This window comes from Humibacter ginsenosidimutans (assembly GCF_007859675.1).
Taxonomy (GTDB): domain Bacteria; phylum Actinomycetota; class Actinomycetes; order Actinomycetales; family Microbacteriaceae; genus Humibacter; species Humibacter ginsenosidimutans.
Genome location: NZ_CP042305.1, coordinates 2,363,277 through 2,379,089, shown reverse-complemented (window position 1 = coordinate 2,379,089; position 15,813 = coordinate 2,363,277). Strand labels below are relative to the sequence as shown.

Annotated in this window: 10 protein-coding genes; 5 read left to right on the top strand and 5 right to left on the bottom strand. The window is 68.7% G+C overall.

The genetic code is table 11. From position 1 onward, the window contains the following. Positions 1–98: 98 nt before the first annotated feature. On the bottom strand, positions 99–734 hold the full coding sequence (locus FPZ11_RS10900; RefSeq protein WP_146320840.1) for a VOC family protein: 636 nt from the start codon (positions 732–734) through the stop codon (positions 99–101). A 110-nt stretch (positions 735–844) separates the two neighbouring features. Between FPZ11_RS10900 and FPZ11_RS10895 the strand changes: the two genes are divergently transcribed. Together FPZ11_RS10895 and FPZ11_RS10890 are read left to right on the top strand one after the other, a co-directional pair. After that, a complete protein-coding gene (locus FPZ11_RS10895; protein ID WP_246846205.1) occupies positions 845–1,453 on the top strand; it encodes a TetR/AcrR family transcriptional regulator in 609 nt (202 codons plus the stop codon). Then, a complete protein-coding gene (locus tag FPZ11_RS10890; protein ID WP_146320838.1) occupies positions 1,450–2,853 on the top strand; it encodes an MFS transporter in 1,404 nt (467 codons plus the stop codon). The genes FPZ11_RS10895 and FPZ11_RS10890 overlap by 4 nt, the downstream gene beginning before the upstream one ends. Before the next feature lie 48 nt (positions 2,854–2,901). Here FPZ11_RS10890 and FPZ11_RS10885 read toward each other — a convergent pair whose 3' ends face one another. Next, positions 2,902–4,170, bottom strand: coding sequence for an LCP family protein (locus FPZ11_RS10885; protein WP_146320836.1), 1,269 nt, complete (start codon positions 4,168–4,170; stop codon positions 2,902–2,904). Between the two features lie 281 nt (positions 4,171–4,451). Here FPZ11_RS10885 and FPZ11_RS10880 point away from each other — a divergent pair, with 281 nt between their 5' ends. After that, positions 4,452–7,847: an efflux RND transporter permease subunit gene (locus FPZ11_RS10880; protein ID WP_146320834.1), complete on the top strand. Its 3,396-nt coding sequence runs from the start codon at positions 4,452–4,454 to the stop codon at positions 7,845–7,847. Positions 7,848–8,052: 205 nt separating this feature from the next. On the opposite strand, the gene FPZ11_RS10875 is transcribed toward FPZ11_RS10880, so the two are convergent. Next, positions 8,053–10,404 (bottom strand): arylsulfatase, encoded by a 2,352-nt coding sequence (locus FPZ11_RS10875; protein ID WP_146320832.1) that lies wholly within the window; start codon positions 10,402–10,404, stop codon positions 8,053–8,055. Positions 10,405–10,693: 289 nt separating this feature from the next. Beyond that, entirely contained in the window at positions 10,694–11,185 is a 492-nt protein-coding gene (locus tag FPZ11_RS10870) for a DUF4760 domain-containing protein (RefSeq protein WP_146320830.1), read from the bottom strand. A 230-nt stretch (positions 11,186–11,415) separates the two neighbouring features. Here FPZ11_RS10870 and FPZ11_RS10865 point away from each other — a divergent pair, with 230 nt between their 5' ends. Both FPZ11_RS10865 and FPZ11_RS10860 read left to right on the top strand, forming a co-directional pair. Beyond that, on the top strand, positions 11,416–12,555 hold the full coding sequence (locus FPZ11_RS10865; protein WP_168203800.1) for a low temperature requirement protein A: 1,140 nt from the start codon (positions 11,416–11,418) through the stop codon (positions 12,553–12,555). A 294-nt stretch (positions 12,556–12,849) separates the two neighbouring features. Next, positions 12,850–15,024, top strand: a complete 2,175-nt coding sequence (locus tag FPZ11_RS10860; protein ID WP_146320826.1) for a DEAD/DEAH box helicase — start codon at positions 12,850–12,852, stop codon at positions 15,022–15,024. Between the two features lie 111 nt (positions 15,025–15,135). Here the strand turns inward: FPZ11_RS10860 and FPZ11_RS10855 are convergent, their stop codons facing one another. Then, entirely contained in the window at positions 15,136–15,693 is a 558-nt protein-coding gene (locus FPZ11_RS10855) for a DUF6611 family protein (protein ID WP_146320809.1), read from the bottom strand. Positions 15,694–15,813: the final 120 nt, after the last annotated feature.

The window sequence follows — 15,813 nt, the reverse complement described above, 5'->3', positions numbered from 1 at the left end:
GGCATACCGGCGAGGTGCGCCGCAGTCATCCACAACACGATCGCCGATACACCGAGGCGCCGCCGCTCGCGTCGATGGTGTGAGCGGTCAGAAGGTCGTCACCTGGTGGTGTCGGCGGTGAGGGCGGTGTCGTCGACCACCCACGCGTAGCCGTCGGGGTCGATGAACGCTCCATCGGCGCCGACGGCGAGGCGGTGCGAGCCGGTGCCGGTCGCATCCATGCCCACCTGCTTGGCGAGGGCGGCCCGCTTGTAGAGCGCCAGCTGGATCGCGCCCGTGTCGAACTCCGCGTACTTCGTTCCGAAGCTCTTGGCCACCGTCAGTCCGTGCTCCTGATAGAAGGACTTGCTGGCCTTGAAGTCGTCGACACCGAGCAGAAGCACGACCCGCTCGACCTTGCCCGTGGCCTCGCCCGTCGCCGTCTTGTTCGCGCTCGCGATCTGCCACGCGGTTCCATCGGGAGCAAGGAGCGACCCGCCATACCCCCAGAGGCTCTTCGCAGCGGGCTTGAGCGCCCGCGCGCCGGCCGAGAGCGCTCGGGCGAAGGCCGCGTCGACGTCTCCCGGCTGTTCCAGAATCAGTGATGGGGCGAACCCGCGAAAGCCCGAGCTCGGCCGGGTGGCGACGCGCACGGCGACTCTGTCTGCCAGTCGCAGGGCGTCGCGGTAGAACGATTCGGCGGCGTGCACGTCGTTCGCGTGTGCCACCTCGATGGTGATGCTGTGGATGTTCATGCTTCGACGCTAGAAGCGGCGTCGGCCGGCTGCTTCTCGATTACTGCTCGATGCGGGGCCCGCGGTCTCGAATGTTTAGTTACTGGTGACTAACTACTAACATAACGGCCATGGCGGAGCGCATGCGGGGCGAAGAGCGGCGAGCACAGGTGCGGGAGATCGCGGCACGGGAGTTCGCGCAGAACGGGCTGCACGGGGCATCCATCGATGCCATCGCCAGAGAGGCGGAAATCACCCAGGCATACGTGTTCCGCATGTTCGGCACGAAGAAGGCACTCTTCCTGGAGCTGGTGACGGCGGCGTTCGACCGGGTGAGCGACGGGATGCTGCGGGCAGCGGCAGATGAGGTCGGCCTCGACGGCCTCGGACGCATGGGCGCTGAGTACTACGACCTGCTGGCCGATCGCACCTCGCTGCTGCTCCAGCTGCAGGGCTTCGCCGCCTGCGGTGACGACGAGGTGCGGGCTGTCGTGCGAGAACGGCTCGCGCGCATGTGGCGGGTCGTGGCCGACACGACGGGGCTCGACGCCGTGACCGTGAAGTCGTTCCTGGCGTTCGGCATGCTGCTCAACGTGGGCGCCGCGGTCGACGTGGACGCGATCGACGAACCGTGGGCCGAGGGCATCCGCACCCGCATTCAGGCCGGGCTGTTCGACCACATCACCGCCGACACCAACGTCAGCGCGAAGTCCGATGCCACCATGAAGAAGCAGCGATGAGCGCGGATGCGCCTGCCGTGGCATCCACCCATCGCCTCGGCCGCGCGATGGTCGCCGTCGCGTTCCTCGGCGCCGTCATCGGAGGCGTCGGAGCTCCGCTGATCACCTCGGTGGCGCTGCAGCTCGGCGTGCCGCTCGACGCCGCGCAGTGGACGCTGACCGTCACCCTCTTCACCGGAGCGATCACGGCTCCCGTGCTCGGGCGGCTCGGCACGGGGTCGCACCGCAGGGCAGCCGTTCTGATCACGCTCGCTCTCGTCGCTCTCGGCGGGCTGCTCACGGCGGTCCCGCTCCCCGCCGGCGCCGTGGCGTTCTGCATGCTGCTGGTCGGCCGCGCGCTCCAGGGTCTCGGTCTCGGCGTGCTCGCCCTGCTGATGAGTGTGGTGCGCGACCACCTGCCCGTCGAACGCGCGCACGCCACGATCGCCACCATCTCGGTCGCGGGCACGGTCGGCATCGGCGTGGCCTATCCGCTGATGGGACTCATCGATCAGCTCGCCGGGTTGCGCGTCGCCTACGGCGTCGGCTTCGTCCTCTCCCTCTCCGCGGTGCTGATCGCCTGGCGCACCGTGCCCGGTGATGACGCTCGCGCTCGCGCCAGGATCGACCTGCCCGGCGCCGTGCTGCTCGGCGTCGGCACGCTCGGGATGCTCGTGGCCGCCGCCCAGCCCGCCGTCTGGGCGCTGCCCTGGGTGGGGGCATCCATCGTGCTCGTGGCGGCCGCCGCGCTCGCCGCGTGGGTCGCCGTCGAGCGCCGTGCCGTGAGTCCTCTCGTCGACGTGCGCCTGATGGCACGCGGCGGACTGCTGCGCGCCAACGCGGCCATGCTCGTCTCGGCGATCGGCATGTATCTGCTGTTCTCGTTGCTCACCCGTTACGTGCAGACCCCGTCGGGCGCCGGCTACGGCTTCGGGCTCTCCGGGGTGCTCGCCGGTGCCGCCCTGATTCCGTTCTCCGTGCTCGGATTCGTCGCAGGCAGAATCAGCGCGTGGCTGACGGCGCACACAACGGCTCGGTGGGCGTTCGTCGTCTTCACGGGCTTCGTGGCGGTCGCCGCCGTGCTGTTCGCGGTCGTGCCCGGTTCGATCGTCGCGACGTTGACGGCGATGGCGGCGCTCGGCTTCGGCGTGGGCGGGGTGTCGGCGATCATGCCTCGACTCGTGCTCACGGGCATCCCGGAAGCAGAGACCTCGAGCGTGCTGTCGATCAACCAGATCGTGCGCAGCGTGGGGTTCAGCCTGGGCAGCGCCCTCGCAGGGCTGCTTCTCGCGACGGCGACCCCGCGCGGCGCCCTGCTGCCCGACGCTGTCGGCTACACGGTTGCGGCCGTGTGCGTGCTCCCGCTCGTCGCGGTCAGTGCGGCGATCATCCTGGTCGCACCGCGACGACACGACGGCTGATCGACTCCGCGCCGGATCCCGGAGGGGCGCCGGGCTCGGCGAAAGCGATCAGCCGGCGCCGTTCGAACAGGTCTGGGTGGCGGCATTCTGGCCGTACACGTTGTCGCCGAGGTCGACAGGGGTCGAGGCCGGCGTCGGCGATCCGCTCGTGCCGCCGCCCGAGGACGAAGGCGACGTGCTCGGGGCTGCGGACGGCGAGGCGGTCGAGGCCACGGACCCCGAGCCCGTGCCCGCCGTGACGGCGAGCGGCTTGTCCGCCTTGATCGCGTCCACCAGCGTCTGCGCCGACTCGTCGTCGGGCACGACCCGGTTGTCGTCCTCCGGGTCGTCGAACACCGGATACTGCACGAACGTGATCTTGTCGAAGCTCAGCCCCTTCAGCGCGAGAGCGATCTGGTAGAGCGTCGTCAGGTTGTTCAGGTTGTCGGAGAACGTGATGTTCGTGCGGGCGGCCTTGGCGAGCGACCAGACCTTCACCGGATCGGAGAGCGTGCCGCTGCTCATGATCGTGCGCACCAGCGAGGAGAGGAACACCTGCTGGTTGCTGATGCGGGCCAGATCGCTCCCGCCGTTGACGCCGTGCCGTGTGCGCAAGAACTGCGCTGCCGTCACACCGCTCAGAGTGTGCATGCCGGGATCGAGATCGAGGTCGGTGTCGGGGTCGTGGATGCCCTCTCCTCCGACGCACACGGGCACACCGCCCACCGCGTTCGACATGGCGACGACGCCGTTGAACTTGATGAGGCCGGCACCCTGGATGTCCAGGCCGTCGAGCAGCTGCTTGATGACCAGCACGGTGCACGGAAGGCCGCCGTCGACGAGCGACGAGTTGAGCTGCGCCTGCGACATCGCGCTGTTCCAGCCGCCCTGGCCGTCTGGACACTGCGGGAACGGGATCATCAGATCGCGCGGAAAGCTGATCACCTCGGCGTGCGAGTGGTCCTGCGAGAGGTGCAGCAGCATCGTCACGTCGTTCAGCCCGACGCCCGAGCTGTCGTCGGTGGTGCCGTAGGCGCCGCCCTGGCCGGTGCGCGAATCGGTCGCCGCGATGAGCAGGTTCATGCCGCCCTGCAGCGCTCCGATGTCGGGGATGGGTCCCGGCGTCTGCCCCACGAGGTGCACGGTCGGCGGCGCGTCGCTCACCAGGTTCACCGCGGCGACGACGCCGATGCCCATCGCGCTGGCGACCGCGACGACGGCGACTGACGCGACGACCTTGCCGAAGGTCCCCCATGGATGCCTGCGCAACCGCCCGTGTCGTGCGATCCCGTGCCGCGTCCCCGCGGCCGTGCCGCCCGCGGTCCCCTTCTTCGGCATGATCCCCTCCGTGGTGGATGAGGACGGTGCCGGCCGGTCTTCTGTCACGCGCGTCTCCAGGCCGATGCGGACGTACTCGGTCACACGGCGACCGCTCGCTCGGGGTGACGAACCGGCGCCACGTGTGGTTCGAGGCTACCTGCGGGGGCGGGGCGAGGCATCCATTTCGCGCAGGGTAGTTGATACAGGTCAACGGTCCAGCCGAGGGTGCGATAATCGCCCGGTCGGCGGCGTTGCCGGCGTCCTGCACATCGCGCCACACCACACGTAAGGATCCGTACGTGCACTCCCTTGCCATTTTGAGCATGAAGAACCGTGCTCTCATCGCGCTGGTCACGATCGTGGTGGCCGTGTTCGGCGGCATCGCGCTGACGAACCTCAAGCAGGAGCTGACGCCCTCGATCGACTTTCCGGAGCTCGTGATCGTCACCAGCTATCCGGGTGCCTCGCCGCAGGTCGTCGAGAACGACGTGAGCACGCCCATCGAGTCGGCCATTCAGAACGTGCCGAACCTCGACAGCACCTCCGCGGTGAGCAGCACGAACCAGTCGCTCATCACGGCCAAGTTCGACTACGGCTCCGACCTCGACACCGCGGAGCAGAAGATCAACCAGGCCATCAACAACATCTCGTCGCGACTGCCCTCCGGCGTGCAGCCGCAGGTGTTCGCCGGCAGCATCTCCGACCTGCCGATCCTCGAGCTGGCCGTCACCAGCGACCAGAGCGAGAAGCAGCTCGCCGCCGACATCGACCGCCTGGTGCTGCCCGACATCACCAAGATGGACGGCGTCGCCTCCGCGCAGCTCATCGGCGCCGTCGGACAGCGCGTGACCATCACGCCCGACCCGGCCAAGATGGCCGCCGACGGCGTGAGCGTTCAGTCCATCCAGACCGCGCTGCAGCAGAACGGCGTGCTCGTCGGGGCCGGCTCCATCACCGCCGATGGCAAGACGCTCAATGTGCAGGCAGGGCAGACGATCACCTCGGTCGACGAGATCGCGAAACTGCCGCTCGTGACCTCGACATCGGCGTCGACCGGGTCGGCGGCGTCGAGCGCCGCGGACCGCGCGGGGTCCGAGGGTGCAGGGTCCTCGCAGAGCGCCGCCGCGGCCGAGGCGGCTCAGGCCGCCCAGACTCCTGCAGTGCACACCATCGGCGACGTCGCGACGGTGGCGATCACGGATGACCCCACCACGTCGATCTCGCGTGTGAACGGCAAGCCCGCGCTCACCATCGCGGTCACGAAGACGCCCACCGCCAACACGGTGGAGGTGTCGAACGAGGTGAAGAAGCAGGTCTCGGGCTTCGAGGCATCCCTCGGACACAACGCGAAGTTCACGTCGGTCTTCGACCAGGCGCCGTTCATCGAGCAGTCGATCAACTCGCTGGCCGAGGAGGGACTGCTCGGCCTGCTGTTCGCCGTGGTCATCATCCTGATCTTCCTGCTCTCGATCAGGTCGACGCTCGTGACGGCCATCTCCATTCCCACGTCGGTGCTCATCACCTTCATCGGCATGTGGGCCAGCGGCTACACGCTCAACATCATCACGCTCGGCGGTCTGACCATCGCCATCGGGCGTGTCGTGGATGACTCCATCGTGGTCATCGAGAACATCAAGCGACATCTCGTGGCCGGGGTCGATCGCGCGCAGAGCATCCTCTCGGCGGTGCGCGAAGTGGCTGGTGCCGTCACCGCGTCGACCATCACGACCGTCGCGGTGTTCCTGCCGATCGCCTTCGTCGGCGACGTGACAGGTGAGCTGTTCCGGCCGTTCGCGGTCACCGTGACCATCGCCCTGCTGTCGTCGTTGCTCGTGGCGCTCACGATCGTGCCGGTGCTCGCGTACTGGTTCCTGCGCCCGCCGAAGCCGAAGAAGGCGAAGAACGGCGTGACGGCCGAGCAGCAGGCCGACGACGAAGCGAGCCACATGTCGATCGGCGAGGCCGTGGCGAGCGGGCACGACGAGCTCGAGCATCCATCGCGCCTGCAGCGCGGCTACCTGCCGATCATCAACTTCACGCTGAAGCACTCTGCGGTGACGATCATCGTCGCCGTGCTGGTGCTGGGCGGAACGCTGGCGCTCGCGCCCCTGATGAAGACGAACTTCTTGGGATCGAGCGGGCAGAACACCCTCTCGGTGACGCAGACCTTCGAGCCGGGCACGAGCCTGCAGGCCGAGGACGACGCGGCGACCGTGGTCGAGAAGAAGCTCCGGGGAATCGACGGCATCGAGACCGTGCAACTCTCGATCGGCACGTCGGGCAGTGCGCTCGCGGATGCCTTCGGCGGCGGCGGTGCGAACACCGCCAGCTTCTCGATCACCACCGACGAGAACGCCGACCAGGATGCCCTGCAGGCCACGGTGCAGAAGCAGCTCAAGGGCCTCGACGTGCCTGGCGATCTGCAGGTGTCGTCGAGCGCCGGCTTCGGCGGATCGAGCAGCATCGAGGTGGACATCACCGCGTCGAACCAGGCCGATCTGCACGCCGCGACCGACTCCGTGGTCGACCAGCTCGACAAGCTGAGCTCGGTGAACCAGGTGACGAGCAACCTCGCCTCGACGCTGCCCTACATCGCCGTCAGCGTGAATCGCACCACGGCCGCCGAGTACGGCCTGAGCGAGGTGGCGGTGGGCACCCAGGTGTCGCAGGCCATGCAGCCGACGCAGACGGGAACCGTGTCGATCAATGACACGTCGCTCACCATCTACATCGCCGACAAGAACCAGCCGATGACGGTCGACGCGCTGAAGAACCTGCAGATCCAGACCGTGCGCGGCCCGCAGCCGCTGTCGACGCTCGCCGACGTGCACGACGCGAAGGGACCGGCGACGGTCACCACGCAGAAGGGTCTGCAGAGCGCGGCGGTCACCGCCAACCCCGTCGGCGACGACCTCACCACGGCGAACACGCAGGTGTCGAACGCGCTGAAGAAGGTGGACTTGCCGAGCGGGGCATCCGCCACCATCGGCGGCGTCACGGCCGACCAGGGAAGCGCGTTCTCCCAGCTGGGGCTGGCGATGCTCGCCGCCATCCTCATCGTGTACGTGGTGATGGTGGCGACGTTCAAGTCGCTGCGCCAGCCGCTGCTGCTGCTCGTCTCCATCCCGTTCGCGGCGACCGGCGCCATCGGGCTGCAGATCATCTCGGGCGTGCCGCTGGGCGTGGCATCCCTCATCGGCATGCTCATGCTGATCGGCATCGTGGTGACCAACGCCATCGTGCTCATCGACCTGGTGAATCAGTACCGCACGAAGGGACTGTCGGTGCCGGATGCCGTGCGGCACGGCGCGTCCCGCCGTCTGCGGCCCATTCTGATGACGGCTCTGGCGACGATCTTCGCGCTGTTGCCGATGGCGCTCGGCGTCACCGGACACGGCGGGTTCATCTCGCAGCCGCTGGCGATCATCGTGATCGGCGGCCTCGTGTCGTCGACGCTGCTCACGCTCGTGGTGCTGCCGACGCTGTACAACCTCGTGGAGGGTGCGCGCGACCGGCGGCGGGCGCGCAAGGCGGCGAAGCGCGGCGGCGGAGACGCGGCGGGTGGTGCGGGCGACGGCGGTACCGGCGGCGGCCCGGGCGGAGGCAGCACGGAGCCGACGCCGCCGGCATCCGATGCGCCGTCGACGCCGGACGAGCCGTCGCCGACCGTGCCGGAGCCGACCCCGGCCGGCTGAGGCGTTCGGCCGCCTTCCGGGTCGGGTCGCCCCTGCGGATGGGCCGCCTCTCCGGGTCGGCCGCCTCTCCGCTGCCGTTTTCAGGACATATCGCGACCCGAGCCCACTATGTGGCTGAGTCGCCGAATGTCCTGAAAACGGCAGGGGCGATCAGTCGCGCGACATGGCCGCCTGGAACGCGGCCTCAGCGTGCCCGCCCTGCGCACTATTGCCGCATCATGGCGTTCGCCACGAGGTGGTGGGGGTCGACGAGGTGGGACTGGTCGTCGTCGCCGATGTCGAGTCGCACCCAGTCGATGGTTCCGGTGAATTCGCCGCCCGTGTAGTCATCCGTGACCCGAGTCGCGATGTCGCGGCCGACATCCACCGATTCGTCGACGGAGATGGTCATCGGCATGGTCGCCGAGATGGCCCCTGTGCCCATGATCTCTTCTCCGTCGTAGAGGGTGACCGTTCCACCCTTCGCAAGGCCGCCTCCTGCGTACGCGAACTGCATCCGTACCTCGTGCTCGCCCGACGTGAGGGCGCGATCCGATCGCACGTGCTCGGTGCGCACGCCGAGCAGGTTGTAGGCGTAGGCCAGTGCACCGTTCTTGAGGTAGAGACTCCAGCCGCCGAATGCGCCGCCCTGCGCGATGATGGCGCCCTCGGCGCCGCCGTCGGGCACGGAGATCTTCGCGGTCACCGTGTGCGACTTGTTCTTGATGCTAAGGACTGAGTTCTCGGTGAGCCGCTTCATGCCGGGGAAGAAGATCTGGCTGTCGCCCTTGACAAGGGTCGGCCGTCCGGCCAGATCGGGGTTGAAGCGCTCGATGGAACGCACGTCCATCGGCAGCACATTGAATCGAGCCGCCTGAATGAGGAAAAGCCGCTGCAGCTCGGCCAGTCTCTCCGGTTCCTTCGACGCGAGGTCGTGCGACTGGGTCCAATCCTTCTCCACGTCGTAGAGCTCCCAAACGTCCTCGTCGAGACCGTGCGTCGAGCCCTGCCAGGGGAACTTGTGGCGGGCGACCGCCGTCCAGCCCTTGTGATAGATGGCTCGGTTGCCGAACATCTCGAAGTACTGCGTGGTGTGCCGTTCCTCGGCATCCCCGTCGTCGAACGAGTAGTTCATGGCGACGCCCTCGTAGGGGCGCTGTGTGACGCCGTTGACCGTGTGCGGCTCGGGGATGCCTGCGGCCTCGAGCACGGTGGGGGCGACGTCGATGACGTGCGCGAACTGATTGCGGATCTCGCCTCGCGCCCGGATTCCGTTGGGCCAGGACACGATGGTGCCGTTGCGGGTGCCGCCCCAGTGCGAGGCGATCTGCTTGGTCCACTGGTAGGGAGTGTCCATGGCGTGCGCCCAGGCCACGGCATAGTGGTTGTACGAGCGCGGCGTGCCCAGCTCGTCCTTGTGCGCGATGAGGAACTCGTCGGTCTCCAGTGCCGTCATGCCGTTCAGGGTGAACGACTCGTTGGTCGTGCCCTTCATGGTGCCCTCGCCTGAGGCGCCGTTGTCGCCGATGATCAGGTAGACGAGCGTGTCATCCAGCACGCCCATGTCGTCGAGCGAGTCGAGGAATGCGCCGACGTAGTGGTCGGCGTACGCAAGGAACCCGGCGTAGACCTCCATCTCGCGGGCCAGCACCGGCTTCAACTCGTCGCTCATCTCATCCCACGACGGGATGCCCTCGTTGCGCGGGGTGAGGTCGGCATCCTGCGGGATGACGCCCAGTTCCTTCTGGCGGGCGAAGGTCTCCTCGCGAAGCCTGTCCCAGCCCTGGTCGAACTTGCCCTTGTACGTGTCCGCCCATTCGGTCGGCACGTGGTGGGGCGCGTGGGTGGCTCCGGGAGCGAAGTAGGTGAAGAACGGCTTGTCGGGAGCGAGCGCCTTCTGCTGCCGGACCCAGGCCACTGCCTTGTCCGTCATGTCCGCCATGAAGTGGTATCCCTGCTCCGGCGTGCCCCACGGCTCGACCGGCGTGGTGCCCTCGTAGAGAGCCGGGTACCACTGGTTCGTCTCGCCGCCGATGAACCCGTAGAAGTACTCGAAGCCGCCGCCCGGGGTGGGCCAGTGGCCGAAGGGCCCGACGGGGCTGGTCTCCCACACCGGCACCTCGTGGCACTTTCCGAACTGGGCCGTTGAGTATCCGTTGAGGCGCAGTGTCTCGGCCAGCGGCGCGCAGTCGTTGGGACGCAGCGAGTTGTAGCCGGGGGCACTGGTCGCGATCTCGGTGATGCCACCCATGCCGACGGAGTGGTGGTTGCGTCCGGACAGCAGGGCGGCGCGCGTCGGCGAGCAGAGCGCGGTCGTATGGAACCGGGTGTACTTGAGCCCTTTTGCAGCGAGCCTCTCGAAGTTCGGGGTGGCGATCGGGCCGCCGAAGGCGCTGGATGCCCCGAACCCGCAGTCGTCGATCAGGATGACGGCCACGTTCGGCGCACCCGCCGGCGGCCGCAGCTCGGTGATGGGAGGGTAGTGCGTGTCCGGATCGGTGGCATCGTACGTGACGGTGCCGGTGTAGGCGAGATCCGGGATGGGAAGCGCGGCGCGCTGGACTCCATCGTGAGACATTCTGGAGACCTCTTCTCTTGCTCGACTGACGGCCTTGGGCAGCGGGGCACGGTCATCGGAGCGCCCGCCATGCCACTACGCTCACCCGGCGCCGATGCCCGATCAACCCCTCAACAGGGTGAACCAGCGCGACGGGGACGTCTGACTCGCGCCCGCCCAGGCGGCACACGGGTGTTCCCTCATGCAAACCCCGATTCGTGGGGACCGCGTCGCCCGTGCGGGGTGAAGCCTCGCCGAGAGCGGTGTGCGTCGTGGGAGACGACACTGCAGCACCCGTCGAATCGGCGGGTCACGCCACTGACATGGATGCCTTGCGCCACTCCCTCAGCAGGCCCTCGAGTTCCACCATGAACGTCGGCGGGACCTCGGTCGAGCGGATCCACTGGATGTACGGCGAGTAGCTGGTCCAGATGTGCTCGAGCTTGGGGCCCACTTGGGCGGCCAGCATGTCCCGATCGAGCACGCCGAACCGCGCGCCGGTGGCGATCGACTCCCAATAGTTGAGGTAGTCGCGGATGGCGCGACGCGACAGTTCGTCCGTCTTCGCCTTCTCGATGAGGGCGGCGACGGCATCCGGATCACTGTCTCTCGGCAGCTCGACACCGGAGCCGCCCTGACCCGCGCGGCCCGACACGTACACCCGCATGGTCTCCTGGCGCCGGAGGAACGTCGTCTGCGCATTGCGCGCCCGCGTCGCATCGATGAGCTGCCACCCGATGAACCCGGCACTGAGCAGGCTCACGCCGACCAAGACCCATGTCGCTGTCGCCGTGGCGTCCACCGATCACATCCCTTCGCGCGGTGCGCGCACTGTGCCTCGCCGCCGCTCCGACCCAATGCAGGGATGCGGAGCGCTCCGACGCTAGGTCATGTCGTCGACTCGTCCTGGCCGAGACCGTGATGCAGGAGGGCGGCGAGCACCGAGGCCGCGGCGGTTCGGCCAGGGGGTGAGTCGCCTTCGCTGACAACCCGGGCCTGGCGTCATGCAGCGGCGTGGCGAGAATAGAGGTCGTGACCTCCCGCAGACCTCCCGCGCTTGGCCGCACCGGCCACGTCGCCTCGCGGGTGTCGACGCTCGAGCTGCTGTTCGACCTCGTCTTCGTGTATGCGGTGAGCCAGGTGGCGGAGGCGATCGTGGAGCATCCCACCGCCGTCGTGGCCGTGCAGGCGGCGATCACGGTCGGGGTCGTGTGGTGGATGTACGACGCCTACTCCTGGCTCACCAACCAGGCCGCGGAGCAGACGCTGGTCAGCCGGCTGCTGCTGTTGACCGCGATGGCGGCGTTCCTCGTGATGTCGCTGGCCCTCCCGGATGCCTGGGGCCGGTACGGCCTGCTGTTCGGCGTCTCGTATGCGGTCGTCGTCGTCATCCACGCGGGTCTCTTCATCGGTCGAGGCGGCACGAGCAGCGTGCGCGCGATGCTCAGGGTCGGACCGCTGAACCTGCTGGCGGCAGCGAGCCTGATCGCGGCCGGCTTCGTCACCGGCCCGCTCGACTGGCTGTTCTGGCTGCTGCCGTTCGTGTTCTTCGCGATCTCGGCGACGGTCGCGCGTCGAGTGGGGTTCGCTCTCGGGCCCGCGCACTTCGTCGAGCGCCACGGCGCCGTGATGATCATCGTGTTCGGCGAGTCGATCGTGTCCGTGGGCGCGGGGCTGGCCAGGCACGAACTCCCGGCGGCGGTCATCGGCGCGATCGCGACCGTCGCTGTCGTCGCTGCGCTGTGGTGGTGCTACTTCTCCGGAGATGACGAACGCGCGGTGCGGGTGATGGAGCACGCGTCGCCGCCGCGTCGCGCCAGCCTCGGAGTGACGGCGTTCTACGTGGACCACCTCGTGATGATCGTGGGGCTGATCTATCTGGCATCCGGTCTGCACGGCTCGCTGGTGGATGCGCTGGCGGTGGCTCCCGCAGCGTTCGTGTGGTTCATCGCGGCGGGCGTCGCGGTCTTCCTGCTCGGCGAGGCGGCCTATCGCGTGACGCTCGGTCTCGGTTTCGCCGTGTGGCGGCTCGTCGGCGCGGTGCTGGCCCTGGCCACGGGCCTCGTCGGGCTGGCGGCGCCGGTGATCGTGCAGCTCGCCGTGATCGTGGTCGTCGTCGTGCTGATGCTCATGGTGGAGTGGGGAACGCGCGGGCGCGCCGCGACCGGCTGACCGCGCTCAGCGGGCTGCCAGCGGGCATCCTGTACACTTGATCAGTCGGCTCAGGACACCGCGCACTCGCGCGGATGGGTTTGTAAGTCTTTCGGGCCGGTTCCGCCTGGTGCTCTCTGCACCTCTTGCGTCGATGTACGCCGCGGCGGATGGCCATTGCATGCTCAGGCACAACGCCTGCGATTCCTCGTGGAGAGGCGCGCTCAGCGCTGCATCCCGACGGCTGAAGCAAGAACGCGACGACCTGTCGTGGATTCTGCCGTGCACACTCGAGACCAACCCAGAAGAACCATCATGCCCAAGAACCAGAAGCCTGCCGGCCGACCGAACTTCGACCCCTACGCGAAGAAGTCGAACGGCCAGAAGACGTACGGCGCGAAGTCGGGTTCCAAGCCCGGCAGCCGCAGCGCCGGCCACCGCGGCTACCGCCCCGAGGATGCGGATGCGCCCAAGAAGCGCCGCTGGACCTCCGACGAGCGCGCCGCCCGCGGTCACGCCGCCGAGCGTCCGCGCGGCACTCGCGACGATGCTCGCGGCGATGCGCGCCGTGACGCTCGCGGCGAGCGCGACTACTCGCGTACCGAGCGCGGCAACGGCGGATACCGCGGCCAGCGCGACGAGCGCCCGGCGCGCGACGACCGCCCGAGGTACGACCGCAACGGTCGCGACGACCGTCGCTCGTACGGTGGCGAGCGTCGTTCGTATGACGATCGCCAGGGCCGCAACGACCGTGGCGGCCGTCGGTACGACGACCAGCGCGGCGCGCGTCGTTACGACGACGACCGCCCGCGTCGCCGCTTCGACGACGACGCCCGCCCTGCCCGTCGCTTCGACAACGACGCCCGCCCTGCCCGTCGCTTCGACAACGACGAGCGCCCTGCCCGTCGTTATGACGACGACCGTCCCCGTCGCCGCTTCGACGACGGTGACCGCCAGCCGCGTCGCTTCGACGACCGCCCGGCCCGCCGTTTCGACAATGACGACCGTCCCGCCCGTCGCTTCGACGGCGACCGTGCGCCGCGTCGTGAGGATGACCGTCCGCGTCGCTCCTTCGACGACCGTCCGCGTCGGTCTTTCAACGACGACCGTCCCCGCCGTTCCTTCGACGACCGTCCCGCGCGCCGCTTCGACGGCGAGCGCGGCGACCGTCGTTCGGATGCGCCCCGCGAGCGCCGTGAGTCCGACTTCTACCCGAAGCGTGACGAGCAGCACTCCTTCTCGCCGGCCGACGACGTCGTGCTCGAGCGGCTGCAGGCCGAGGCGATCGAGGCATCCGATGTCGACGGCGTGAGCTTCGGTGACCTCGGACTCGGTGGCAACATCGTGCGCGCACTCTCCGAGCTCGGCGCCGAGGCGCCGTTCCCGATCCAGGCAGCGACCATCCCCGAGGTGCTCGCGGGTCGTGACGTGCTCGGCCGCGGCCGCACCGGCAGTGGCAAGACCATCGCGTTCGGCGCCCCGCTCGTGGAGCGCCTCATGCAGCTGTGGGCCGAGTCGGGTCGTGCGAACGGCAAGCGCACCATGGGTCGCGCGCCGCGCGCGCTGATCATGGCGCCGACCCGTGAGCTCGCCCTGCAGATCGACCGCACCGTGCAGCCGATCGCCCGCAGCGTGGGTCTCTTCACCACCCAGATCTACGGCGGCGTGCCGCAGGCCCGTCAGGTGGGTGCGCTGCGCCGCGGCGTCGACATCGTGATCGGCACGCCCGGTCGCATCGAGGACCTCATCGCGCAGGGGCACCTCGACCTCAGCGAGGTCGCCATCACGGTGCTCGACGAGGCCGACCACATGTGCGACCTCGGATTCCTCGAGCCGGTGCAGCGCATTCTGCGCCAGACCTCGGAGGGCGGCCAGAAGCTGCTGTTCTCGGCGACGCTCGACTCCGGTGTGGCCAACCTGGTCGACGAGTTCCTCGTGGAGCCGGCGGTGCACGAGGTGGCGGGTGAGGATCAGGCATCCGGAACCATCGACCACCGTGTGTTCGTCATCGAGCACCGCGAGAAGGGCCAGATCGTCGAGCAGCTCGCCGATCGCGACGGCAAGACGCTCGTCTTCGCGCGCACCCGCGCGTTCGCCGAGCAGCTGGCCGACCAGCTCGACGACGCGGGGATCCCCGCGGTGTCGCTGCACGGCGACCTGAGCCAGTCGCGCCGTCAGCGCAACCTCGACAAGCTGTCGAACGGACGCGTCTCGGTGCTGGTGGCGACGGATGTCGCCGCGCGGGGCATCCACGTCGACGACATCGACCTGGTCATCCAGGCGGATGCCCCCGACGAGTACAAGACGTACCTGCACCGCTCGGGCCGCACCGGCCGCGCGGGCAAGCAGGGCACCGTCGTGACGCTCATCCCGCGTCAGCGCCGTCGTCGCATGACCGAGTTGCTCGGTCGCGCCGAGATCCAGGCGGAGTTCGAGGAGGTCGCGGCGGGCGACGCGCGCATCAGCGACCTCGTCGTCGCCGCGGACTGATCCGAACAGCACACGACCCCGACGAACGGACCGGCCGCTCTCGCACAAGCGAGACGGCCGGTCCGTTCGTTCTTCCCACGGTCGCGTCGGAGCCGACCGTGCCGGATCGAGTCAGTGCGCGCGTTTCGGACGCACGTCCGCGCGGTCGAGCGCCGCGTAGACGCGGCCCCACTCGAGTTCGAACTCCACGGGATCAACCTCGCCGTCGGCTTCCTGTCGGTCGATCTGTTCGAGATCGCCGACGGCACGACGGATGACGCTGAGCGTGCCGTCCGAGCACCGGGGACGCGAGTCCCTCGGCACGGTGGCGATGGCACGTCGTACGCGAGGACGGATGCGTCTGGTCAGCCACAGCCCGACGATGACGCCGGCCGCATATGCCCCGAACACGATGGCGGTGAGCGGGCCGGAGGGCATGACATCGCCGAAGAGCATGAACGCACCGATACCGACCAGAGCACCGAGCCACGGCCAGGTGCGCGCGAACCAGAGCAGCCCGCGCTCGTACTCGTTCGTGCCGGGCGGGTAGACCACGAGCACGTGCTGCACGATGGTGCCGCCGCGGTCCAGCACGCGGGTCTCGAAGCGTCCCCACACATGGTCGCCGATAACGAGTCGGCGCAGACGCGATGGGGTGGCGGTGATGGACGCATGACCGGTGGATGTCATGTGTCCAGCGTGTGGCGGCGGCACCCTGGATGACCGTGGGCCTCACGACATCGATACGCCTGTGCCGCGGACTCTTACGAGGTGCTAACGCCGCGACACGGTGGTCAGCCCTGGTCGGGC

What these genes read in the sequence shown, in the direction of transcription:
- FPZ11_RS10900 (WP_146320840.1), bottom strand. Translation starts at nt 734, where the DNA reads ATGAACATCCACAGCATCACCATCGAGGTGGCACACGCGAACGACGTG.
- FPZ11_RS10895 (WP_246846205.1), top strand. Translation starts at nt 845, where the DNA reads ATGGCGGAGCGCATGCGGGGCGAAGAGCGGCGAGCACAGGTGCGGGAG.
- FPZ11_RS10890 (WP_146320838.1), top strand. Translation starts at nt 1,450, where the DNA reads ATGAGCGCGGATGCGCCTGCCGTGGCATCCACCCATCGCCTCGGCCGC.
- FPZ11_RS10885 (WP_146320836.1), bottom strand. Translation starts at nt 4,170, where the DNA reads ATGCCGAAGAAGGGGACCGCGGGCGGCACGGCCGCGGGGACGCGGCAC.
- FPZ11_RS10875 (WP_146320832.1), bottom strand. Translation starts at nt 10,404, where the DNA reads ATGTCTCACGATGGAGTCCAGCGCGCCGCGCTTCCCATCCCGGATCTC.
- FPZ11_RS10860 (WP_146320826.1), top strand. Translation starts at nt 12,850, where the DNA reads ATGCCCAAGAACCAGAAGCCTGCCGGCCGACCGAACTTCGACCCCTAC.
- FPZ11_RS10855 (WP_146320809.1), bottom strand. Translation starts at nt 15,693, where the DNA reads ATGACATCCACCGGTCATGCGTCCATCACCGCCACCCCATCGCGTCTG.